The sequence below is a fragment of the Streptomyces sp. NPDC088746 genome (genome assembly GCF_044751065.1).
GTDB lineage: Bacteria > Actinomycetota > Actinomycetes > Streptomycetales > Streptomycetaceae > Streptomyces.
The window spans coordinates 107,391-129,105 of the sequence record NZ_JBIVLA010000013.1 but is presented as its reverse complement, the minus strand read 5'-3'; the positions used below and the strand labels follow the sequence as shown (position 1 = coordinate 129,105).

Annotated in this window: 18 protein-coding genes; 6 read left to right on the top strand and 12 right to left on the bottom strand. The window is 71.7% G+C overall.

Translation table 11 applies throughout. The features are described 5' to 3' along the window. Together ACIP63_RS36400 and ACIP63_RS36395 are read right to left on the bottom strand one after the other, a co-directional pair. Positions 1-2,567 (bottom strand): peptidoglycan recognition protein (locus tag ACIP63_RS36400; RefSeq protein WP_401524798.1); only part of this gene is annotated, 2,567 nt, incomplete at its 3' end. 210 nt (positions 2,568-2,777) lie between these two features. Continuing rightward, positions 2,778-5,600: a penicillin acylase family protein gene (locus ACIP63_RS36395; protein ID WP_401524795.1), complete on the bottom strand. Its 2,823-nt coding sequence runs from the start codon at positions 5,598-5,600 to the stop codon at positions 2,778-2,780. Positions 5,601-5,821: 221 nt separating this feature from the next. Here ACIP63_RS36395 and ACIP63_RS36390 point away from each other — a divergent pair, with 221 nt between their 5' ends. Then, positions 5,822-6,433: a hypothetical protein gene (locus ACIP63_RS36390; protein ID WP_401524792.1), complete on the top strand. Its 612-nt coding sequence runs from the start codon at positions 5,822-5,824 to the stop codon at positions 6,431-6,433. A 32-nt stretch (positions 6,434-6,465) separates the two neighbouring features. Here ACIP63_RS36390 and soxR read toward each other — a convergent pair whose 3' ends face one another. Then, the gene (gene soxR / locus ACIP63_RS36385) at positions 6,466-6,939 is read right to left on the bottom strand and encodes a redox-sensitive transcriptional activator SoxR (protein ID WP_401524790.1); all 474 of its coding nucleotides are present in this window, start codon (positions 6,937-6,939) and stop codon (positions 6,466-6,468) included. A gap of 155 nt (positions 6,940-7,094) precedes the next feature. Here soxR and ACIP63_RS36380 point away from each other — a divergent pair, with 155 nt between their 5' ends. Beyond that, a complete protein-coding gene (locus ACIP63_RS36380) occupies positions 7,095-7,556 on the top strand; it encodes a MaoC family dehydratase (RefSeq protein WP_401524787.1) in 462 nt (153 codons plus the stop codon). Between the two features lie 82 nt (positions 7,557-7,638). Here ACIP63_RS36380 and ACIP63_RS36375 read toward each other — a convergent pair whose 3' ends face one another. The 4 genes from ACIP63_RS36375 to ACIP63_RS36360 form a co-directional block, all read right to left on the bottom strand. Next, positions 7,639-8,262: a TetR/AcrR family transcriptional regulator gene (locus tag ACIP63_RS36375; protein WP_393758021.1), complete on the bottom strand. Its 624-nt coding sequence runs from the start codon at positions 8,260-8,262 to the stop codon at positions 7,639-7,641. Between the two features lie 84 nt (positions 8,263-8,346). Next, positions 8,347-8,637, bottom strand: coding sequence for a YiaA/YiaB family inner membrane protein (locus ACIP63_RS36370; RefSeq protein ID WP_031099588.1), 291 nt, complete (start codon positions 8,635-8,637; stop codon positions 8,347-8,349). A 119-nt stretch (positions 8,638-8,756) separates the two neighbouring features. After that, entirely contained in the window at positions 8,757-9,140 is a 384-nt protein-coding gene (locus ACIP63_RS36365) for a VOC family protein (RefSeq protein WP_401524782.1), read from the bottom strand. Between the two features lie 81 nt (positions 9,141-9,221). Beyond that, complete coding sequence (locus ACIP63_RS36360; RefSeq protein WP_401524779.1) at positions 9,222-10,373, bottom strand: acyl-CoA dehydrogenase family protein; 1,152 nt, start codon at positions 10,371-10,373, stop codon at positions 9,222-9,224. Positions 10,374-10,438: 65 nt separating this feature from the next. Between ACIP63_RS36360 and ACIP63_RS36355 the strand changes: the two genes are divergently transcribed. From ACIP63_RS36355 to ACIP63_RS36340, 4 genes are all read left to right on the top strand, one after another. Continuing rightward, on the top strand, positions 10,439-11,113 hold the full coding sequence (locus tag ACIP63_RS36355) for a TetR/AcrR family transcriptional regulator (protein WP_401524776.1): 675 nt from the start codon (positions 10,439-10,441) through the stop codon (positions 11,111-11,113). A 14-nt stretch (positions 11,114-11,127) separates the two neighbouring features. Next, positions 11,128-11,853, top strand: coding sequence for an ArsR/SmtB family transcription factor (locus tag ACIP63_RS36350; protein WP_401524774.1), 726 nt, complete (start codon positions 11,128-11,130; stop codon positions 11,851-11,853). Between the two features lie 44 nt (positions 11,854-11,897). Next, on the top strand, positions 11,898-12,890 hold the full coding sequence (locus tag ACIP63_RS36345; RefSeq protein WP_401524771.1) for a DMT family transporter: 993 nt from the start codon (positions 11,898-11,900) through the stop codon (positions 12,888-12,890). Between the two features lie 72 nt (positions 12,891-12,962). Next, positions 12,963-13,952: an Acg family FMN-binding oxidoreductase gene (locus tag ACIP63_RS36340; RefSeq protein ID WP_401524769.1), complete on the top strand. Its 990-nt coding sequence runs from the start codon at positions 12,963-12,965 to the stop codon at positions 13,950-13,952. Between the two features lie 49 nt (positions 13,953-14,001). Here ACIP63_RS36340 and ACIP63_RS36335 read toward each other — a convergent pair whose 3' ends face one another. The 5 genes from ACIP63_RS36335 to ACIP63_RS36315 all read right to left on the bottom strand — a co-directional run bounded on the left by ACIP63_RS36335 (position 14,002) and on the right by ACIP63_RS36315 (position 21,692). Next, positions 14,002-15,081 (bottom strand): Zn-dependent alcohol dehydrogenase, encoded by a 1,080-nt coding sequence (locus ACIP63_RS36335; protein ID WP_401524766.1) that lies wholly within the window; start codon positions 15,079-15,081, stop codon positions 14,002-14,004. Positions 15,082-15,110: 29 nt separating this feature from the next. After that, complete coding sequence (locus ACIP63_RS36330; protein WP_401524763.1) at positions 15,111-16,505, bottom strand: aldehyde dehydrogenase family protein; 1,395 nt, start codon at positions 16,503-16,505, stop codon at positions 15,111-15,113. A gap of 228 nt (positions 16,506-16,733) precedes the next feature. Beyond that, positions 16,734-17,990, bottom strand: a complete 1,257-nt coding sequence (locus tag ACIP63_RS36325) for an MFS transporter (protein WP_401524760.1) — start codon at positions 17,988-17,990, stop codon at positions 16,734-16,736. Beyond that, on the bottom strand, positions 17,990-19,390 hold the full coding sequence (locus tag ACIP63_RS36320; protein ID WP_401524757.1) for a CitMHS family transporter: 1,401 nt from the start codon (positions 19,388-19,390) through the stop codon (positions 17,990-17,992). Before ACIP63_RS36320 ends, ACIP63_RS36325 begins: the two co-directional genes overlap by 1 nt. Positions 19,391-19,511: 121 nt before the next feature. Continuing rightward, positions 19,512-21,692 carry a molybdopterin oxidoreductase family protein gene (locus ACIP63_RS36315; protein ID WP_401524754.1) on the bottom strand — a complete coding sequence of 727 codons (2,181 nt, stop codon included), beginning with the start codon at positions 21,690-21,692 and terminating at the stop codon, positions 19,512-19,514. Between the last annotated feature and the right edge of the window lie 23 nt (positions 21,693-21,715).

Sequence of the window (21,715 nt, the reverse complement as noted above, 5' to 3'; positions counted from 1 at the left end):
CGGTTGTAGAAACTCACCTTGCCGTTCACCACGGGCACGATCACCAGGTTCGGAGCCGTCTGACCCTTCACCAGGTTCAGGTTCGACGCGGCCGTCCGCGTCGTCCCGTCCGGATAGACCGACACGTAGCTCGTCGGCGCCGTCACGTTCGTCGCCGTCACGTTCAGCACGACCGCCGTGACACCCTCGGCCGGCACACCGTTGACGCCCGCCACCTGGAGCGTCACGACACTGTCCGCACCGACCGGCGCCTTCGCCACGCCCAGGCCCTCACGCGTGTCCATCACGCGCTTCGGCCCGAGGTTGATGTGGGACGCGCCTTCGTCGCCGGAGGTGAAGTAGCCGGTGATGTCCGCGATCAGGTCGAGCGTGCCCGCGCGGTTGTAGAAACTCACCTTGCCGTTCACCACGGGCACGATCACCAGGTTCGGAGCCGTCTGACCCTTCACCAGGTTCAGGTTCGACGCGGCCGTCCGCGTCGTCCCGTCCGGGTAGACCGACACATAACTCGTCTCACCCGTCACGTTCGTCGCCGTCACGTTCAGCACGACCGCCGTGACACCCTCGGCCGGCACACCGTTGGCACCCGCCACCTGGAGCGTCACGACACTGTCCGCACCGACCGGCGCCTTCGGCACACCCAGACCCTCACGCGTGTCCATCACACGCTCCGGACCGAGGTTGACGTGCGTGGAACCCTCGCCGACGGAGGTGAAGTAACCGGTGATGTCCGCGATCAGATCCAGGGTCCCCGCACGGTTGTAGAAACTCACCTTGCCGTTCACCACGGGCACGATCACCAGGTTCGGAGCCGTCTGACCCTTCACCAGGTTCAGGTTCGACGCGGCCGTCCGCGTCGTCCCGTCCGGGTAGACCGACACATAACTGGTCTCCCCCGTCACGTTCGTCGCCGTCACGTTCAGCACGACGGCACCCACGCCGGTGGCCGGGACCCCGTTCGTGCCGGTCACCGGGAGGGTGACCACACTGTCCGGACCGACGGGCGCCTTCGGTGCGCCCAGTCCCGTCCGCGTGTCCATCAGACGCTGCGGGGTGACGGGCACGAACTTCTTCGGGCTCGGCACGTTCACGTTCACCGCGGCGGTGGTCGTGGCCTTGCCCGACTGGTGGACGGCCTTCACCGCGACCTTGTGGCTGCCCGGGACGAGCGTCGTGGAGGCGGTGCGCGCCTTGCCCGCGACGGTGGTCACGCTCTTGCCGTCGACGAGGAGCTCGAACCCGCTGATCAGCGAGGTCGGGGTGGTCGTCGACCAGTTCACCGAGACCGGGCCCGGCGTCTCGTAGCCGGATTCCACGGCGAAGGCCCCGCCGGCGACCGAGGTGACCGTGAGGCCCTGGACGGGGCCCGCGGCCAGTGTGCGGATGGCCGGAAGCTGCGGGTAGAGCTTCATGCCGGGGCACTCGGTGTTGAAGCCGTCCCGGTGACCCGAGATCTGGCTGAACGAGTAGGACTGCCCGGCGACGAACTCCCTGCCGGCGTAGTTCTTCTGCGTGGCGCCGGCGACCAGCGTGGTGCTGCCCGCCGGGTCACCGCCGTACTGCCCGAGCTTGTACGCGGCCATCCGGGCGGTCGCCTCGAGGGCGACGTTCGGGGCACCTGCGTCCGTGTAGTCGCCGATGATCGCGACACTGGTCGACTCGCTGTTGAAGCCGTACGTGTGCGCGCCCATGACGGGCTGGTCGATGCCGCCCTGACGGCCCTCGAATATCTTCCCGCACTTGTCGACGAGGAAGTTGTAGCCGAGGTCGCGCCAGCCGTTCGTCTGCACGTGGAAGACGTGCAGGGCGCGAACGATCGCCGCGGATTCGGAGCAGTCGTAGCCGGCGTTGGTCGTGTGGTGCACGAAGGCGGCCTTGATGACGCCGCCTTCCAGGTAGATCGGGCCCTCGTCGTTGATGGATTCGTCGGCGCCCCACTCGGCGCGGGTGACGACCGGGGGCTGCGGAACCGTCGACGGCGGGCCCGGGTCGACCTCGGCGGACGCGAAGGCGGCGGGCTGTGCGTCCGTGCCGCCGCTCGGTGCCGCGCCGGTCCCGGCGGCAGGGTCGACCATGTCGAGCCGGAGGCCGGCCGGCAGGGTCCCGGAGGCCGCCCCGTCGCTCACCCGCACCTCGGCGCCGTCCGAGCGTCCGACCCACACGGGCTCCGTGGAGCCGCGTTCGGTGGGGCGCTCGCCGTCGAGGCCGGGAACGTACGGCTCCAGGGCGATCCAGTCGGTCCACTCCCCGGTCCCGGCGGCCCGGGTACGGACCTCGATCGTGCCCTTGATCTCGGCGTCGGCATCGGGCCAGGACAGGCCCAGCATGCCGAACGGTTCGGTGGTACGCCGGGAGAGGGTGGCCTCGCCACGCCCCCCGGACTTCAGGGCGAGCTTGTGCACCTCGCTCCTGACCGGACCGTCCTGGCCCGCCGTGCCGTAGATCCCCACCCCGGCGGCCGGCCGGCCCTCGTTCCGCGCGTTTCCCGCATCGGCGCCGCTCGCGACGTTCTGGAACCCCAGAACGGCGACGACGCCGAGGGCGGCGGCCACAGCCGTGCCGCGCACACGATTCACTCTCAAGTCGTTCCCACCCCTTGATGAACATGTCATTGCTGAACGGCGAAATGCTACTGGCCGCCACTGACAACCGGCGGCCGGTACGGCCGGAACCGCATCCCGCCCGCGAACGACGAGGGCCCCCGCACCGCCGCGAACGGCGTTACGGGGACCGTCTTCTGACGCTTCGTCAGTACTTGCCCTCCGTGCCACCAGGGCTCAGCGGTGCGAGGGGAACTCCACGACCTGCTGGTAGGTCGGCCGGTTCTGCCAGTGGATCGACTTCTGCGAGATCCCGCCCAGCGGGCGGTGGACGATCGCGTCGGTGCACCACTGCTCACCGGCCTCGCAGCTGTCGTCCCCCGGGTAGACCGTGGTCGCGGGTACGGCGGCCGCCTCCTTCAGGGTGCCGAGGAGGGCGGACCGGCAGGCGCTCAGGTCGCCGTTGCCGCAGTACGTCCTGGCCAGCGGCCCCTTGACGGGCTGTCCGAGGACCTGGCGCAGGTCCTTGTCGGCGAATCCCCACCAGCCGTACTGGAAGGCGGAGCCGCTGTGCGCGCCGCTCGGGCCGTGGCTGGCGGCCGGGGACTCGTCGGTGGCCAGGCTCGCGGTGAACGCGGCGTAGAGGTCGTCACCGAGACCCGGACGGAACTCCGCCTCGACCAGTTTCGGCCACCACGCGTCCATGATCCGCACCGCGTCCGGGTGCGTGTACGTGTGGGAGCCCGGGCCGGTCTCCTTGCGCTGCGCCCCGGCCGCCCGCCATGAATCCAGCTGCTGGACCACGGTGTTGAGCTCCGGGTCGGTGACCGGCTGGGAGCGGAGCACCCTCAGGAGCTCGGGCAGCAGCTGCTCTCCGCGCAGATCCGTGAGCGCCGCCTCCTCCATGGCGCGGGTGAGGGAGGCACGGGTCACCCCGCCCTCCTCGACCAGTTCGGACACCCGGTCGTCGAGCAGGTCACCGCGGTGCACGGCGCCGAAGCCGAAGGCGGCGGTGGAGTAGTCCTCGGCCTGACGGTTGTTCCAGGAGATGTAGTAGTCCTGTCCGCTGGAGTGCGGGTGCTCGGCGAACGGCGTGTAGTCGGTGGTGTTGGCCGCCGGGTCGTAGCCCTGCCACTCGTACGCCTTCTCGGCCTTGACCGGCAGCGCGGCGTCCACCCCTGCCGCGCGCACGGGGTTCATGCCGCTGTTGTAGTAGGCCGTGGTGCGGGAGTCCGCGTAGAACCAGTTGAAGGCGTAGTCGATGTGGCTCGCCGCCTGCTGGAAGGAGGCGGCGTCCGTCACGTACGCCGGGTCGTTGAGCAGCTGGAAGCCGATGATCGAGTCGGCCTCGTGGCGGTAGGTGGTGCGCAGCGAGGTGTACGCGACGGGCTTGCCGTCCACCGTGGCGCGGTGGGTGACGATGCCGTAGTCCGTGCGCCACACCTGCATGCGGTAGGAGCCCTTGGCGGTGGAGTCGGCGACGGTGGGCTTCCAGGAGTTGGCGCGCTCCAGCTTCTCCATGGCCGTACAGGCGCCGTCGTTCCGGTAGTGCGTGGAGTCCTTGGCGGGTGCGGAGCCGTCGGGTTCGCAGAGCTCGACGGCGTACGTGTCGGTGATGTCCTGCGCCGCCGAGGTGGCGCTCCAGGCGTAGTCCTGGCCGCGGCCCATCTGGATGTACATGCCGACTCCGGCGAAGGAGACGCCGCGGGCGCTGATGCCGGGGCCCTGGAGCTCCTGGAGCATCATCAGCTGCGGGGCGAAGTAGCCGGTCTGGGGGCCCATGACGGCGATCGGGTTGCCGCTCGCGGTGTGCCGGCCGGACACCAGGAGGGCGTTGGACATGCCCCGCTTCTGGGCGGCGTCGCCGGATCCGGGCAGCGAACCCTCCGGGATGACGCCGTCGTCGTACATCCCCTGGGCCGGTGCGAGGCGGGCGGGCGCGTCGACGGGGTCCTTCCTGTCGGTGCCCGCCGAGCCGGTCCGGTCGTATATCAGCGGTTCCGGGGTGACGGATCCCGCGTCGGGAAGAGCCGTGCCCCGGGCCTTGTCGGGCTTGCCGGCGTACGGGAACGAGGTGCCGTCGTGGACGGTGAGGACGGCCTCGGGGTCGTTGCGCTGGCGGAAGGACTCCCAGACCCGGGTGCCCTCCTCGACGCCGTACTTCTGCTGGGCGGCGAGCAGCGAGAGGGCGGCCTGGACCTCACCGCCGCCTCCGCCGCCGAACTGTCCGCCGACGACCGAGGCGATCGAGATCAGGTCGGTCAGCTTGAACGGCTGGATCTCGCCGATGTTCGTGATGGAGTCGATCTTGCCGGTGAGGACGTACTCGCCCGGGAAGTAGCGGCCCTTCTTGGACTTCTCGCGGTAGGAGTTGATCCCGTCGACGTAGGCCTGCGCGTCGGCCATCGCCTGTTCGCCGCGCGCGCCCTCGGTGGTCCTGATCCGTTCGACCTGCGCTTCGAGGTCGGCCTCGGTGTACGGAGCCTGTGGCCAGAACTGCTGCTCGAGGCCCTGGTTGGCCAGTGCTCCGCCGGCGAAGGAGGTCAGCTGGCCGCGCCCGATGTGCCGGAACAGGTCCATCAGCCACAGCCGGTCCTGCCCGGCGGCGAACCCGGCGCCGAACTCGGTGCCGTAGCGGGTGGTGCCCTTGATGTGGGGCACGCCGCTCTTCCTGTCGCGTGTGATCGTGACGTCCTCGCGCGGCTTGGTCACGGACTCGACCTGGTCGGCGGCGACCCCGAAGGAGGCGTCGTTGAAGAAGTCGGTCAGCTTCTGGTCGGTGAGGCCCGTATGCCCCTCGACCAGGCCGTTGTAGCGGTCGAGCTGGTCGTCGCTGTGCGCGGGGTGGGTGCCGAACGCCTTGTTGCCGAGGATCTCGACGAGCGTGGCGTTGCCGTTCTCGCCGGGCGGCAGGATGTCAGCGCACTGGCTGCCGCAGTGGTCCGTGACCGCGGGGGGCTCCGCCGCTCCGGCGCCGGGCGCCGAGGCGAGCAGGGACGTACCGAGAGCGAGGACGGCCGCGAGTGTGGCGGCTCTGAGCGTGCGGGTGCGTGGGGGCATGCGTGCTCCTCCGGGTGGCCGATGCGCCGGAGGTTACTGGCGGTACGCCCCGCCGGTAAGATGAACATCAGTCACTTTTTCCGAATCGCCACACGCCCACACCCGGCCTCACATGGACCGTCTCGGTCCGTGGACGCGTTTCACCTTTGGATGGAGCCGAATCGGGCAGTCGTACGTCCATCCCTTGACGCCGAAGTACGAGCGACGGAGGTGGCAGTGCCATGGCCGGTTTCCGGAGTCTTGCGAGACAGGTCCGCGATTCGCGGGGCGATCTGGCTTTGCGGCGGTACTCGCTGCGCAAATGCCTGGAGAGATTCGCCCCGTACGGTCATCGGGCGACCTGGGATCATCTGTGCGCCCGGCACGGGATCGAGCCCGAGGACCGGGCCCCCGACCCGGTGCGCCTGATCCGCGCGCTGGAGGAACTGGAGGAGGCGCGGGCCGTCTGGCTCGCGTACGAGGCGGGCTTCGCCGAGCGGCGGCGCCGTGAGAAGCACGACGGCCTGCGGCGGCCCGGCACGTTCGACGACTGGCACCGGCGGACCTGGGGCGGCAACGGGATCGCGCACTGCGAGGATCCGGGGGTCCATCCCGGCGCGCCCCTTGCCGAGGTCCTGGGACGGCTGATCTCGGCCCTGGGCACCAAGCCCGGCGCCGCGTGCCCGGTCTGCGCGGGAACCGGCATCATCTGGCGGCAGGACCTGGACCGCGAACCGTGGGCCGGGCCGGTCTGCACCGGCTGCGGCATCGTCGTCCCCCGGCCCGTCCTGACGGCGAAGGCGCTGGCCGAGGCCAGAAGGGCGCGGACCAGGGCCCTGGCATCGGCGGCCTGAGCACCGCGGGTCACGGAGCGACCGGGGCGCACTCAGGAGCGGTCGGCCGCGCCCCGCTCGGGCATCAGCCGCGACCCGGTCATGCGGTCACCGAAGACGTCATCAGGGTTGGACAGCACACAGGTCTCCAGCGACAGGCATCCGCAGCCGATGCAGTCGGTGAGGTGGTCGCGCAGCCGGCCCAGCTGCTTGATGCGCTCGTCCAGCTCCGAGCGCCAGGCACGGGAGAGCCGGGCCCAGTCCTCGTGGTTCGGCGTGCGCTCCTCCGGCAGCTCGGCCAGTGCCTCCCTGATGGTGGCGAGCGGGATGCCCACCCGCTGCGCCGCCCGGACGAACGCCACCCGGCGCAGCGCGTCCCTGGTGTAGCGGCGCTGGTTGCCGCTGGTGCGGCTGCTGCTGATCAGGCCCTTGGACTCGTAGAAGTGCAGGGCGGACACCGCGGCGCCGCTGCGTGCGGAGAGCTGGCCGACGGTGAGTTCATGGAATGACTGCGGGATCTGTGGCACTCCCCAAACCCTAATGGCCGCCCCCCGGGCTGTGCGGCCGGTCGGGAAACCCGCCGGTCCGTCGTTGACAGGACCGCGCGGCCCAACCATGCTGAGCAAGCGCTTAGACACCGCCCTGGAGGGCGACCGACAGCCGGAAGGCAGGGACCAGGAACATGGCAGAGCCGAAGATCTTCACGTCCGCACAGGAGCTGCGGGACGGGGTGGGCCAGGAGCTCGGTCACAGCGATTGGCTGGAGATCGAGCAGAAGAGGATCGACCAGTTCGCCGAGGCCACGGGCGACCACCAGTGGATCCACGTGGACCCGGAGCAAGCCGCGGCCGGGCCCTTCGGCACGACGATCGCGCACGGCTATCTGACGCTGTCGCTGCTGCCGGTGCTCGTCCCGCAGATTTTGCAGGTCGAGGGCGCGAAGATGGGCATCAACTACGGGACCAACAAGGTCCGCTTCCCCTCGACCGTCCCGGTGGGCTCGCGGCTGCGCGCCACGGCAGTGCTCAAGAACGTCGAGGAGGCGGGCGGCGGTGTTCAGGTGACCGCCCTCGTCACCGTCGAGCGCGAGGGCGGCGACAAGCCGGCCTGCGTCGCGGAGTCGGTCTCGCGCTACTACTTCTGATCCCGGGGCGCGCCCGGCCCCCGGAGTGCGCCGCAGCTTGTGATCCGCACGGAGTGCGCCGGGCCCGCGGGGGCGCCCGGCGTCACTTCTGGGCGCCCACCATGCGCAGGACGAGGTCCGCGTAGAGGGTGCCGACCTCCTCGGGCGTCCGGCTGCCCTGGGCGTTGAACCAGCGCGCCACGTCGATGCAGAGGGACAGCACGGCGAGCGTGGTGCCGGGGACGTCCGGTACGTCGAACTCGCCCGCCCGGACACCGTCACCGATGATCCGGCGCACCACGGCGTCGGTCTGCCTGCGCAGGGCCACGATCTCGGTGCGGTGGTCCTCGCCGAGGGCCTCCAGCTCGTACTGCACGACCCGGGCCGTGGTGTGCCTCTCCGCGTGCCAGCTGACGAAGGACCGGACCGCCTCGGCGAGCCGCTCGGCCGCCGTGCCGTCCTTGCCGGCCGCCGTCTCCAGGAGGAGCAGGGCCCGGTCGTGGCCGATCCTGCTGATCCGGTGGAGCAGCTCTTCCTTGGTCTTGTAGTGGATGTAGAGCGCGGCCGGGCTCATACCGGCCCGTCCGGCGATGTCACGGGTCGTGGTGGCGTGGTAGCCACGCTCCGCGAAGGCCTCGACGGCGGCGACGAGCAGTCGCCGGGCCGCTTCGGGCGTCACCTCGCTCCACGGCGTGTTCTCGCCGTCGGTCTCCTCCGCCGTGCTCATCGCCACGTGCCCCTTTCCGCTGGCAGGACGAACACCATACCGCGAACCTGAGCAAGCGCTTAGAGCGCTCATGGGGTGAGACCGTCAGAGCTTCTGGAAGGGATCGTGCTCGGCGAGGATCTTCTCCAGCCTGGCCTGGTCGACCCGGCTGACGATCTGCCCCGCCTCCTGCCGGTCCCTGATGACCTTGGCGAGGGTGAAGCACGAGGTGACCAGATAGAGGACGCCGATGGCGAGGAAGGCCCGCACCCAGGCGTCGGCGTCGAGGAAGAAGATGCCGAGGGCCACGGCGCCCATGGCCACGCCGAAGGAGAGGACGGCCTGTCCGTAGAAGGCGGCGGTGCTCTGCTGCTTGACCGATGTTGTCTCACTCATGTGCACAGCATCCGGCGCCGGGGTGCGCTCCGGTATCCGTCGGCGTACTCAGCCGGTACTCATCGAGGGCGGCGCGCGGGCGGGCGACGGAACCGCCCGGGACCCGGGCGGTTCCGGACTCAGGAAGACATCGCGGCCCGGTCGGACTCGCTGCGCAGTACGCAGAATTCGTTGCCCTCGGGGTCCGCGAGGACGGCCCAGCCCGCGCCGCCGGGTTCCCGGCGGTCGGCGACCAGGGTGGCACCGAGGCCCAGCAGGCGCTCGACCTCTTCCTCGCGCGAGCCCTCGGGGCGCAGGCACAGATGGATCCGGTTCTTGACCGCCTTGGGTTCCGGCACCTGGTTGAAGTACAGCACCGGGCCCTCCGGAAGCATCACCTGGGTCTCGTGATCCCCCGGCCGGTCCTCCGGGTGCGGTGAGCACCCGGTCACCTCGCTCCAGAACCGGGCCAGCCCATAGGCATCCGCACAGTCGATCGCCACGTTCTGCAGTACTGAGACCATGCGCGGAAGCCTGCCCGAGCGCCGCCCGGTCCGCCAGCCACCTGCTCGCGGACCCCCGGCACACCGGCTTCCGGGTCACCCCTAGAAGGCCGACACCCCGGTCAGCGCCCGGCCGATGATCAGCTTCTGGATCTGGCTGGTGCCCTCGTACAGCGTCATCACGCGGGCGTCCCTGACCAGCTTGCCGACGGGGTACTCGTCGATGTAGCCGTAACCGCCGAACACCTGCAGGGCGTTGTTCGCCGCACGGACCGCCGCCTCGGAGGCGAAGAGCTTCGCCGTGGACGCGGCGGTGGCGAACTCCTGGCCGCGGTCGATGAGATCGGCGACCCGCCAGGTCAGCATGCGGGCGGCGTCGACGTCCACGGAGATGTCGCTGATGAGCTCCTGGACGAGCTGGTAGCTCGCGATGGACTTGCCGAACTGCTCACGCTCGCCGGCGTAACGCACGGCGGCGTCCAGGGCGGCCTGCGCGATGCCGACACAGCCGGCCGCGACCGACATCCGGCCCTTGGCCAGGGCGGACATGGCGATGGAGAAGCCCTTGCCCTCGGGGCCCAGGAGCGTGGAGGCGGGGACGCGGACGTCCTCCAGGACCAGTTCGGCCGTGGCCTGGCCGCGCAGCCCGAGCTTGCCGTGGACGGTGCGCCGGGTCAGGCCGGGGGCGTCCGCCGGCACCAGGAAGGCGGAGACACCCCGGTGGCCGGGGGTGTCGTTGGTGCGGGCGAACAGCAGGACGACGTCGGCCCAGGTGCCGTTGGTGATGAACATCTTGGAGCCGTTGATGACGTAGTCGTCGCCGTCCCGCACGGCCCGGGTCGTCAGGTTCCCGGCGTCCGAACCGGTGCCCGGCTCGGTGAGTCCGAAGCAGCCGACGGCCTCGCCCGCGGTCAGTTCCGGCAGCCACTGTCGCTTCTGCTCCTCGGTGCCCCACGACGCGATCGTCTTGGCGACCAGGCCGAGCGATACGGAGACGATGCCGCGCACCGAGGAGTCACCCCGGCCGAGCTCCTCGGTCACCAGGCAGTACGCGAGGTGGTCGCCGCCCGAGCCGCCGTACTCCTCCGGGATCGTCAGCCCGAGGAAACCGAGGGCGCCCAGCTTCTTCACGATCGACTTGTCGACACTCTCGGCGCGGTCCCACTCGACGACATGCGGGGTGATCTCCCGCGCGACGAAGTCCTCGGCGAGCTGCCGGACGGCGTCCTGCTCCTCGCTCAGCTCCAGGTTCATCCTGCGACACCCCACTTTTAATTAGCACTGCTAGTTTTATGCTTGCAGGCCCTACTATGTGCTGCATGGCCCGACCGCGCAAGCCCCTCCTCAACAGAGACCGCATCGTCGAGGCGGCGGGCGCGCTCGTCGACGCGGAAGGGCTGGACGCCGTCTCGACCCGCCGGCTCGCCGCGGAGCTGGGTGTGAGCGGGCCCTCCCTCTACAACCACTTCCGGAACAAGGACGAGATCCTCGACGCGGTCGCCGACGCCGTGTCCGCACAGGTCGACCTGTCGATGTTCGAGGAGGACGACCCGCGCGACTGGCCCGCCGCCCTGCACGACTGGGCCGTCTCCTACCGCGCGGCACTCGCCGCGCACCCGCACATCGTCCCGGTGCTCGCCCAGGGGCCCGGCCGCCGCCCGGCCGGCCTGCGGGTCGCGGACGCGGTCTTCGGCGCCATGGTCCGGGCCGGCTGGCCGCCCGCACAGGCCACCTACATCGGCGCGCTGATGCGCTACTTCATCACCGGGTCGGCGCTCGGCTCCTTCGCCCGCGGTTTCGTCGACGACGAGACGGCGTACGACCCCGCCGACTATCCGCACCTCGGCCAGGCCCATCTGCTGGCCGACCGCCGGCAGCAGGTCGACGAGGGCGCGTTCGAGACCGGGCTGCGCGCGCTGCTGGACGGCCTCGCGTCGCAGTACGAGCAGACGACCCCCGGCCGCACGGTTCGGCCCGCGCCGAACGGTGCCTGACGCATCCTGGACCCATGGCCCGTACGACACCGCATGATCCGGCCGCGCCGCGGCTCGCCGCGCTGGCGGCGCTCCTCGCCGACGAGACCCGTGCCGCCTTCTGCCTTGCCCTGCTCGACGGCCGGGCCTGGACCGCGGGCGAGCTGGCCCGTGGAGCGGGTGTGGCCGCCTCGACGGCGAGTGAACATCTGTCCAAGCTGGTCGCGGGCGGACTGCTGGCCGAGGAGCGTCAGGGCCGCCACCGCTATCTGCGGCTCGCCGACGGGCGGATCGCGCAGCTGGTCGAGGAGCTGGCCGCCCATGCCGCTCCCGGCCCCGCGACTCCCCCGCGCACCTTGCGCGAGGCGAGCCGCCGGCACGCGCTGGCCCGGGGGCGCACCTGTTACGACCATCTCGCCGGCCGGCTCGGCATCCGCATCACCGACGCCATGACCGAGCACGGACTCCTGCGGCAGGACACCGGTTTCGCGCTGACCGAGGACGGCCTGGAATGGTTCGGCGCGCTCGGCATCCCCCTGGCCACCGCTTCGCGGAGGCCGCTGGCGCGGGGCTGTCTGGACTGGACCGAGCGCCGGCAGCACCTGGCGGGGACCGCGGGTGCCGCACTGTGCCGCCATGTGCTGGACGCCGGATGGTGCGAGCGGGTCGGGACGGGGCGCGCTGTCCGGGCCACCCCGGCGGGGCTCCGCGCCCTGTCGGCGCACCTGTCCATCGAGCCGACGACGATTGACGTGAGCTGACAATTCGGTGGGCCCCGAAGCGTTCCCGGCTTACCGTCGTGGCCATGACGACGACACCGACAGCGCGCCCCGCCGCCCCGGCCGCCTCCGCACGCGACTGGCGCGCCCCGGCGGCCGCGTGCACCACGGTCATCCTCTGGGCCTCCGCGTTCGTCTCCATCCGCAGCGCGGGCGAGGCGTACTCGCCGGGGGCGCTGGCACTGGGCCGGCTCCTGGCGGGCACGCTGACGCTCGGCACGATCCTGCTCGTGCGCCGCGAAGGGCTGCCGTCGCGGGCCGCGTGGCCGGGCGTCATCGGGTCGGGGCTGCTCTGGTTCGGTCTGTACATGGTGGTGCTCAACTGGGGCGAGCAGCAGGTCGACGCGGGCACGGCGGCCATGATCGTGAACGTCGGGCCGATCCTGATGGCCCTCCTGGGCGCCCGGCTGCTCGGGGAGGGGCTGCCGCGCCGGCTCCTGACGGGCATGGCGGTCTCGTTCGCGGGCGCCGTCGTCGTCGGCCTCTCCATGTCCGGCCACGGGAGTTCCTCCGTGCTCGGCGTACTCCTGTGCCTGCTGGCCGCGCTGTCGTACGCGGGCGGGGTGGTCATCCAGAAGCCCGCGCTGCGCCACGGGTCCCCGCTGCAGATCACCACGTTCGGCTGCCTCATCGGGACGGTCGCCTGCCTGCCGTTCACCGGCGTACTGGTCTCCGAGGCGGCCGACGCCCCCCTGTCCGCCACGCTGAACATGATCTATCTCGGGGTGTTCCCGACGGCACTGGCCTTCACCACCTGGGCCTACGCTCTGGCCCGGACCACAGCGGGCCGGATGGGCGCGACGACGTACGCCGTGCCCGCCCTGGTGGTGCTGATGTCCTGGCTGCTGCTCGACGAGGTGCCCGCGCTGCTCACCGTCGCGGGCGGGCTGCTCTGCCTGGCCGGGGTCGCGGTCTCGCGGACCCGTGGGCGGGCCGGCCGCGCGGGAGCGGCGGACCCTGGGGCGCCCGCGGATTCCCAGGGGCCGGAAGTCCCGCGTAGGAGGAGCTCAAGTCCCTGACACCGGCCGGGGGTGAGGACGGACACTTGAAGAGACCCAGATGACCGGCCACCACCGCAGGAGGCACGCCTCATGCAGTCCTTGCTCCGCTCCGCCCTCGACCTCCCTGGGCAGGCCGCCGTCGCGGCCGCCGCAGCCGCCGCTCCTTCCGTGTTCAACACCCAGCCCTGGTCGTTCGCCGTCGGCCCGGGGGGACTCGACGTGTACGCGGAGCCGGGCCGGGCGTCGCTGCCGACGGCGTCGGCGGAACGCGATGTCCACCTGTCGTGCGGGGCGGCGGTCCTCAACGCCCGGGCCGCACTCGCACGCCTGGGTCACGGAGCACGGGTGTCGGTACTGCCCGACGCCGGCGATCCGCTGCTGGTGGCGCGGATCGCGGTGACCGACGAGGCTCCCGACCAGGTGCTGGGCCGGCTGTGCGGCTGGGTGCACCTGCGCCGCACCAACCGGTACCCGTTCGCCCCCGAGCCCCTTCCGTCGGACGTGGTGGCACTCCTGCACGACGCGGCGGGCCGGGAGGGGGCGAGCCTGCGGCTGCTGGACCGGGAGCCGGAGTACCAGCGCATGCTGTCCCTGATCCGGCGGGCGACGTGCGACGAGGAGGCGGCCGTCCGGGAGGACAGGGTCGCCCGGCTCTCCCCGGACAGCGCTCCCTCCGTCATACCCGTCGGAAGTCTCGGCCCGGTGCCGCGCCGCGGCGGCTACGACGACCCGCCCGTACGGGACATGGCCGAGGGAGCCGGCCTCCCCGGGCGTACGCGTGCGGACTTCGAACCGCACCCGGACCTGGCCGTACTGGAGACTCCCGGCGACGACCCCGCCTCATGGGTGGCGGCCGGACAGGCCCTGCAGAGGCTGCTGCTCACCGCCGCGGAGCACGCGGTCGCCGCCTCGTTCGCCAACCAGCCGCTGGAGGACGCCGACCTGCGCGACGACGTGTCGGCGAGTGCCGCGCACTACGGGCACCCGCAGATGGTGCTGCGCGTCGGCTATCCCCGGACGCAGCCGCCCCCGGCCCCCCGCCGGCCGCTGAGCGAGGCGCTCCGCCGCGCGGAGGGCTGACACCCGGCACCGACGGCGGGCCCGGGGGGCGGAGCCGTGCGGCCGGTGTCTAGAAGACGACCAGCGCGCGGCCGCCCTTGCCGGCGATCATGTTGTCGAAGGCCGCCGGGATGCCGTCCAGCGAGATCCGCTCCGTCACCAGCATGGAGAGGTCGAACCGTCCGGCGCGGATGTGTTCGGCGAGCACCGGCAGGTCGCGCGCCGGGTCGCTGTTCCCGTAGACGCAGCCGGTGAGGGAGCGGCCCCAGTGGAAGATCTCCAGGGCGTTGAAGGTCACCTGCTGGTCCTTGCCGCCGATGCCGACGACCGTGGTGCGGCCGCCGCGCCGGGTCGACTCCCAGGCTCCGCGGATCGTGGCGGGCCGGCCCACGCACTCCACGGCGACGTCGGCGCCCTGGCCGCCGGTCAGCTTGCGGACGGCACGCGGCGTGGTGTCGGAGGCGACGACGTAGTCGGTGGCACCGGCCCGGCGGGCGAGTTCCTCCTTCTCCGGTGACACGTCCACGGCGATGATCTTCGACGCTCCGGCGATACGGGCGGCCTGGAGGACGGCGAGGCCGACCCCGCCGATCCCGAAGACGACGACGCTCTCGCCCTCGCGCACCCGGGCGGAGTGGTGGACCGCCCCGTAGCCGGTGAGGACCGCGCAGCCGAGCAGGGCCGCGTCGTCGAGCGGGATGCCGGCCGGGGCGGGCAGCACGCAGTTGGCGGCGACGACGGTCTCCTGGGCGAAGGCCGCGACGTTCAGGCCGGGGTGGAGCTCGGTGCCGTCGGCCGTACGGGCGTGGACGTTGGCCGCGCCCTTGAGGGCGTCGGCGCAGAGCCAGACCTCGCCGATCCCGCAGTGGAAACAGGCTCCGCAGGACGGCGACCAGTTGAGGACCACCGGGTCGCCCGCGGCGACGTGGGTGACGCCCTCGCCGACGGAGAGCACCGTTCCGGCGCCTTCGTGGCCGAGCACGGCGGGTACGGGCAGCAACATGGTGCCGTTGGTCAGGGACAGGTCGGAGTGACAGACCCCGGCGGCGGCGAGGGAGATGCTCACCTGGCCGGGGCCGGGCTCCGGGAGTTCGATGTCGGTGATCTCCAGGGGAGCTCCGACGGCGGGCAGTACAGCGGCGCGGACCACGAACAGACTCCTCGGTGGGTCGGAGAGGCTCAGAACTGGAGGGACTTGGTCTGGAGGTACTCGGAGAGGCCGTGCGGGCCGAGCTCGCGGCCCACCCCCGACTGCTTGTAACCGCCGAAGGGCGCGAGGGGGTTGAAGCGTCCGCCGTTGATGTCGACCTGTCCGGTGTCCATGCGGCGGGCGAAGGCGACGGCCTCCTCGTCGTCGGCGCCCCAGACCGCGCCGGCCAGCCCGTACACGGTGTCGTTGGCGATCCGCAGGGCGTCGTCCACGTCCTCGTACCGCAGGATCGAGAGCACCGGGCCGAAGATCTCCTCCTGCGCGATGGTCATGCCGGGCGTGACGTCGGCGAACACCGTGGGGCTGACGTAGTAGCCCTGGTCCTTGGGCGCCTCGGGGCCTCCCGCGACGAGGCGGGCGCCCTCCTCGATGCCCTTCTCGATGTAACCCCGCACCCGGGCCTGCTGCTTGGCGTTGACGACGGGGCCGACCCGCTCGCCGGGTACGTACTTGGCGACGGCCGTGGCGGCCAGGCTCACGGCCTCCTCGTACCGCTCGGAGTCGACGAGCATCCGGGTCCAGGCGCTGCACGTCTGGCCGGAGTTGGACATCACGTTGGCCACGCCGACGTTGACGGCCTTCGCGAGGTCGGCGCCGGGCAGGATGACGTTGGCGGACTTGCCGCCGAGCTCCAGCGCGACGCGCTTGACGGCCGCTCCCGCGGTGGCGCCGATCTGCTTGCCGACGGCCGTGGATCCGGTGAACGAGACGAGGTCGACGTCCTCGTGCTCGGCGAGGGCCTGTCCGGCGACCGCCCCGATGCCGGTGACCAGGTTGAAGACGCCGGCCGGCAGGCCCGCCTCCTGGACGGCCTCGGCGAAGAGCTGCGCGGTGAGCGGGGTGTCCTCGGCGGGCTTGAGGACGACGGTGCAGCCGGCGGCGAGCGCCGGGGCGACCTTGGCGACGATCTGGTGGAGCGGGTAGTTCCAGGGCGTGATCGCGCCGACGACGCCGACGGGCTCCAGCAGGACGGTGGAGTTGCCGAGCTTCTCCTCGAAGGAGTACGAGGCGGCGAGTTCGGCGTACGAACCGGCGACCAGCACCGGTACCCCCGCGTGCACCGCCTGGGACATCGCCAGCGGCGAGCCGAGCTCGGCGGTGACGGTCTCGGCGATCTCGTCCTTGCGGGCGGCGAGCACGTCGCGCAGCGCGGCGATCCTCTCGGCGCGCTCGGCGGGCGGGGTGGCCGCCCAGCCGGGGAACGCGGCGCGCGCGGCGCGTACCGCGGCGTCGACGTCCTCGGCGGTGCCCGCCGGGACGTGTCCGATGACCTGCTCGTCCGCCGGGTTCACGACCGGGATCGTGTCCTGGCCCGAGGCGGGCCGCCACTCCCCGCCGATGTACATCCCGTCATGCGCCTTCATGGCTGTTCCTCCCGGGCTCGCTGTGCCTGCCGCCGAAGCCGTGCGTCGTACGGACGGATGCCGTCCCGGCCCCAAACTAGCGCTGTTAGTTTTTTGGCGCCAGGGAACCGCTGGAGACACAGGTCACGCACGGCCGACGGCCACACTCGCACGCCGGGCCCGGGAATGTCTCCGGGCGGGCGGGCACCGGTTGGAAGACGGGCCGAAGACGGGCCCGGACACCTCGGGTCAGGAGGAGTCGCGCTCGACGCAGGGGCGTTCGGCGCGGGGCCGGGGGGCCACGGGTGCCGTGTCCGTGGCGGCCGCCGCGGGTCCGCCGCCCCGCAGCCCGAGTCCCGCAGCCCCGACGAGCAGGGCGCCCAGCATCACGAACGGCGCGGCGGTGCCCGCGACCCCGGCGATCAGTCCGGCCGAGGCGGGGGCCGCGACCTGGCCGAGCCGGTTGCCGGTGAGCCTGAGGGCGAGCGCGGTGGAGCGTGCGGCCGCTGGGGCCGCCTGGACGACGGTGGTCATCGAGAGGGGCTGGCCGACCCCCAGGCAGAAGCCCAGCACGGCGAGCATCACGGCGAGGCCCCACACCGGGACGGGCAGGGCGACGGCCGCGCAGAGGAGGCCGCCGAGCAGACAGGTCGTGGAGAGCAGGACGGTCCTGCCGACCCTGCGCAGCATCGGTGTCATGACGAGCCGGCAGGCGATGGTCGCGGCGGCCCGCAAGCTGAGCAGCAGGCCGACGGTGGCGGGTGCGATGCCCCGGTGCTCGCCGACCACGGGCAGATAGGCCGTGAGGATGTCGGTGGCGCTGAGCACGGCGAGGCTGATGAAGATGCCTGCCGGGACTCCCCGGGTTCGCAGGATGCTGCCGACCGGCACCTTTTCGGCCGATTCGCGGGGCGGGCCGGCGGTCCTTCGGTGCTCGATGCGCCAGAGGGAGGTGAAGGAGACGGCGGCGACGGCCGCCGAGACCAGCAGGGCGAGGGCGCTCGTACGGGCCATCGCGCCGTCGCGCTCGGAGATGAGGTAGCCGGCGGCGATCGGTCCCACGAGCTGGCCGAGGGAGGCGCCGATGGTGAAGTGGCCGAAATTGCGGTCCTGGTCGGCCGGGGCGGACTGCCGGGCGACGAGCGACTGGGCGCCGATCACGAAGCAGAGGTGGCCGAGACCCATGACCCCGCTCCAGGCCGCCAGCGCCGGGAGGGAGCCCGCGGTGCCGCTGAGCGCGCAGCCACCGCCGATCAGGACGACCCCGACGGGCAGCAGCGGAGCGCAGCGGCCGTGATCGGTGCGCCGGCCGAGCGGTACCGCCGCGAAGAGCGGCAGGAGCGCGTACACGCCGGCGATGACGCCGATCGCGCGCTCGTCGGCACCCAGCGAGAGAGCCCGGTAGGAGACGGCGGGCCGCGCCATCGACACCGCCCCCTGCGCGAAGGAGAAGGCGATGACGAGGCGCAGCAGCCAGCCCCTGCCGGGCCGTGGTTCCGGAGGCATCAGATGATTCCGAAGAGGATCCCGGCGCCGAGGACCACCAGCGAGGTGAGCACGGCCCACTTGACGGTGAAGCGGGTGTGGTCGCCGAATTCGACCTTGGCCATGCCGACCAGGACGTAGACGGCGGGCACGAGCGGGGACGACATGTGCAGCGGCTGTCCCACGATGGAGGCACGGGCGACCTCCAGGGGGGAGACGCCGTGGGCGGCGCCGGCCTCGGCAAGCACGGGCAGCACTCCGAAGTAGAAGCCGTCGTTGGACATGAAGTACGTGAGGGGGAGGCTCAGGACGCCGGTGACGATGGCCATGTGCGGACCCATGCCGTCGGGGATCGCCCCGACGAGCCAGTCCGCCATGTGTTCGACCATACCGGTGCCGGTCAGCACGCCGGTGAAGACGGCCGCGGCGAAGACCATGCCGGAGACGTTGAGCACGTTGTCGGCGTGGGCCGCGATCCGCGCCCGCTGATCGGGCATGTGGGGGAAGTTGACGGTGAGGGCGAGGGCCGCGCCGAGCAGGAAGAGCACCGGGATCGGCATGAGCTCCAGGATCATCGCGGCCAGCAGGGCGACGGTGAGGCCGGCGTTGAACCAGTAGAGCTTGGGGCGGAGCGTGGACCTGTCGGGGTCGAGTCCCTTGAACTCCTCGTCCTCGTCGGCCTCTTCGGTGCCGCCCGCGGTGCCCGCACCGCCGGTGGCCTTCGGGGCCTTCGTGAGCCGGTCGCCGCCGCCCGCGCCGACGAGGACGGTCTCCGGCTCGGTCACCAGCGCCTCGTCGAGGGTGAGCATGCCGAGCCGCTTGCGCTCCCGGCGGCCCAGGACACAGGCCAGGAGGATGACGGCGAGCAGTCCGACGGCGAGAGCCGGGATCATCGGGACGAAGATGTCGGCCGCGTCCACCTTGAGCGCGGTGGCCGCGCGGGCGGTGGGACCGCCCCAGGGAAGGGTGTTCATGACCCCGTTCGCGGTGGCGGCGACCCCGGTCATCACGACCAGGCTCATCTTCAGCCGCTTGTAGAGCGGGTACATCGCCGAGACCGTGATCATGAAGGTGGTGGAGCCGTCGCCGTCCAGCGAGACGACCGCGGCGAGCAGGGCCGTCCCGATGACGATCCGCATCGGGTCGGCCTTGCAGAAGCGCAGGATGCCCCGGACGATCGGGTCGAAGAGGCCGACGTCGATCATCACGCCGAAGTAGACGATGGCGAACATCAGCATCGCCGCGGTCGGCGCGAGGGTGCCGACCCCTTCGATGACGTAGTCACCGAGCTTCGCGCCCTGTCCGACGGCCACGCAGAACAGGGCGGGGATCAGGACCAGCGCCGCGATCGGCGACATCTTCTTCATCATGATCAGGACCAGGAAGGTCGCGATCATGGCAAAGCCGAGGATTGTCAACATATGGGATACCTAACGTTCACCTTTGAACTCTCACCGGTGCCGGCGGTCCGGATGACGTTAGGGGCCCCGAAGCAGCGTTAACAAGATGTTGACGTGTGAGCAATACGAGCAAAACCCCAGGTCAACGAGTTGGTGTTACGGAAACGGGGATGGCGTTGAGCACCGCGGTGCCGGACAGCGGGTCCAGGAGGCTGCCGTCCAGGAGCTGGTTCACGTTGACGCCCGGATCCGCCCCGGCGACCGACATGCGGGTGCCCGGCCTGTTGTGGCCCCAGCCGTGCGGGAGGCTCACGACCCCGGCCCGCACCGAGTCGGTGATCTCGGCGGGCGCCTCGACCTCGCCGCCCGCGGCCGTGATCCGGGCCGTGTCGCCGTCCGTGAGCCCGATCCGGGCCGCGTCGTCGGGGTGGATCTGCAGGGTGCAGACGTTCGAGCCGCCACGCAGCGCGGCGACGTTGTGCATCCAGCTGTTGTTGGACCGCAGATGGCGGCGGCCGACGAGGACGAGGCCTGCGGGCCGCGCGCCCAGCGACGCGCGGAGCCGGGGAAGATCGGCGGCGATCGGCGCCGGGAAGAGCTCGATGCGGCCGCTGCGTGTCCTGAGCACCTGCGGGACGCGCGGCTCCAGCGGGCCGAGATCGATCCCGTGGGGCCGCGCGAGGAGCTGCTCCAGCGTGAGCTCGTACGGACCGAGGCGCAGCATCAGGTCGAGGCGCCGTTCGGCCCCCGTGCCGCCGGTCAGGTCGGCCGCGAGGGACTCGGGGAGTCCCGCCTTGGCAATCGTGGTGGTGATCACCAGGTCGTCGACGGCCCCGGGCGGCGCGCCATGGTTGCCGCCGACGGCGAGGACGAGCCGGGCGAGGATCTCGCTCTCGTCCATCCGCCCCTCCTCCAGGGGCACGGCGGGGCCGCTGTAGCGGACCTGGTTGCGGACGGCCAGGGAGTTGAACGCGAAGTCGAAGTGGGCGCTCTGCGAGGGCGGCGGCGGGGGCAGCACGACGTCCGCGTGGCGCGCGGTCTCGTTGAGGTACGGATCGACGCTGATCATGAAGTCGAGGCCGTCGGCGAGCGCCCGGTCCAGGCGGTCCCCGTCGGGCGCGGAGAGCACCGGGTTGCCCGCGATGACGATCAGCGCCCGGATCCGGCCCTCCCCCGGCGTCTCGATCTCCTCGGCGAGTGCGGCCACGGGCAGTTCGCCCTTGGCCTCGGGGTGTCCGGAGACCCGGCTGCTCCAGCGGCCGAGGGAGAAGCCCTTCCCCGGCCCGGCGGCGCGCGGGGCGCGGCCGGTGGCGGAGAGGGGGAAGAGGGCGCCGCCGGGGCGGTCGAGGTTGCCGGTGAGGATGTTCAGTACGTCGACGAGCCAGCTGGCCAGGGTGCCGTGCTCGACGGTGCAGCTGCCGATGCGCCCGTAGACGGCCGCGGAGGGTGCGGCGGCCAGCTCGCGGGCGATCTCCCGGATGGTGGCCGCGTCCAGGTCACAGGCCCCGGCGACCGCCTCGGGGGTGAAGTCCGCGACGGCTTCGGTCAGTTCGTCGTAACCGTCGAGGTGCTCGGCGAGCGCTCCGGGGTCGGCGAGCTTCTCCTCGACGACGACCTGGGTGAGCGCGGCGAGCAGCAGGGCGTCGGTGCCGGGCCTGATCGCGGCGTGCCGGTCGGCGAGGCGGGCGGTGCGGGTGCGGCGCGGGTCGATGACGGTGAGGGTGCCGCCCCGCTTGCGGAGCGCCTTGAGCTTGCCCGGGAAGTCGGGCGCCGTGCACAGACTGCCGTTCGACTCCAGCGGGTTGGCGCCGATCAGCAGCAGATGGGCGGTGCGGTCCAGGTCCGGTACGGGAATGGCGTTGGCGTCACCGAAGAGCAGTCCGCTGGAGACGTGCTTGGGCATCTGGTCCAGGGTGCTGGCGGTGAAGACGTTGCGGGTGCCGAGCGTGGACAGCAGCAGCGGCGGGTAGAGCCCGCCCGCCATCGTGTGCACCATGGGGTTGCCGAGGAAGACTCCGACTGCCTGCTTGCCGTGTTCCCCGATCAGCGCCGGGATCCTCGCGGCGATCGCGTCGAAGGCCTCGCTCCACGTCGCCTCGCGCAGGACGCCGTCCGTGCGGACGAGCGGGGCGCGCAGCCGGTCCGGGTCGGCGTCGAGCCCCCCGAAGGACGCGCCCTTGGGGCAGATGAACCCCTTGCTGAACACGTCCTCGCGGTCACCGCGGGCACCGGTGACCTCTGTCCCCTCGATCGTGAGGGTGAGTCCGCAGGTGGCCTCGCAGAGCGGGCAGACGCGCAGAGCGGTACGGGATTCGTGGGACATGGGCCCTCCCCGGGGCGGCGGCA

What these genes read in the sequence shown, in the direction of transcription:
- ACIP63_RS36320 (WP_401524757.1), bottom strand. Translation starts at nt 19,390, where the DNA reads ATGTTGACAATCCTCGGCTTTGCCATGATCGCGACCTTCCTGGTCCTG.
- ACIP63_RS36345 (WP_401524771.1), top strand. Translation starts at nt 11,898, where the DNA reads ATGACGACGACACCGACAGCGCGCCCCGCCGCCCCGGCCGCCTCCGCA.
- ACIP63_RS36330 (WP_401524763.1), bottom strand. Translation starts at nt 16,505, where the DNA reads ATGAAGGCGCATGACGGGATGTACATCGGCGGGGAGTGGCGGCCCGCC.
- ACIP63_RS36350 (WP_401524774.1), top strand. Translation starts at nt 11,128, where the DNA reads ATGGCCCGTACGACACCGCATGATCCGGCCGCGCCGCGGCTCGCCGCG.
- ACIP63_RS36390 (WP_401524792.1), top strand. Translation starts at nt 5,822, where the DNA reads ATGGCCGGTTTCCGGAGTCTTGCGAGACAGGTCCGCGATTCGCGGGGC.
- ACIP63_RS36395 (WP_401524795.1), bottom strand. Translation starts at nt 5,600, where the DNA reads ATGCCCCCACGCACCCGCACGCTCAGAGCCGCCACACTCGCGGCCGTC.
- ACIP63_RS36375 (WP_393758021.1), bottom strand. Translation starts at nt 8,262, where the DNA reads ATGAGCACGGCGGAGGAGACCGACGGCGAGAACACGCCGTGGAGCGAG.
- ACIP63_RS36380 (WP_401524787.1), top strand. Translation starts at nt 7,095, where the DNA reads ATGGCAGAGCCGAAGATCTTCACGTCCGCACAGGAGCTGCGGGACGGG.
- ACIP63_RS36325 (WP_401524760.1), bottom strand. Translation starts at nt 17,990, where the DNA reads ATGCCTCCGGAACCACGGCCCGGCAGGGGCTGGCTGCTGCGCCTCGTC.
- ACIP63_RS36315 (WP_401524754.1), bottom strand. Translation starts at nt 21,692, where the DNA reads ATGTCCCACGAATCCCGTACCGCTCTGCGCGTCTGCCCGCTCTGCGAG.
- ACIP63_RS36340 (WP_401524769.1), top strand. Translation starts at nt 12,963, where the DNA reads ATGCAGTCCTTGCTCCGCTCCGCCCTCGACCTCCCTGGGCAGGCCGCC.
- ACIP63_RS36365 (WP_401524782.1), bottom strand. Translation starts at nt 9,140, where the DNA reads ATGGTCTCAGTACTGCAGAACGTGGCGATCGACTGTGCGGATGCCTAT.
- ACIP63_RS36360 (WP_401524779.1), bottom strand. Translation starts at nt 10,373, where the DNA reads ATGAACCTGGAGCTGAGCGAGGAGCAGGACGCCGTCCGGCAGCTCGCC.
- ACIP63_RS36370 (WP_031099588.1), bottom strand. Translation starts at nt 8,637, where the DNA reads ATGAGTGAGACAACATCGGTCAAGCAGCAGAGCACCGCCGCCTTCTAC.
- ACIP63_RS36355 (WP_401524776.1), top strand. Translation starts at nt 10,439, where the DNA reads ATGGCCCGACCGCGCAAGCCCCTCCTCAACAGAGACCGCATCGTCGAG.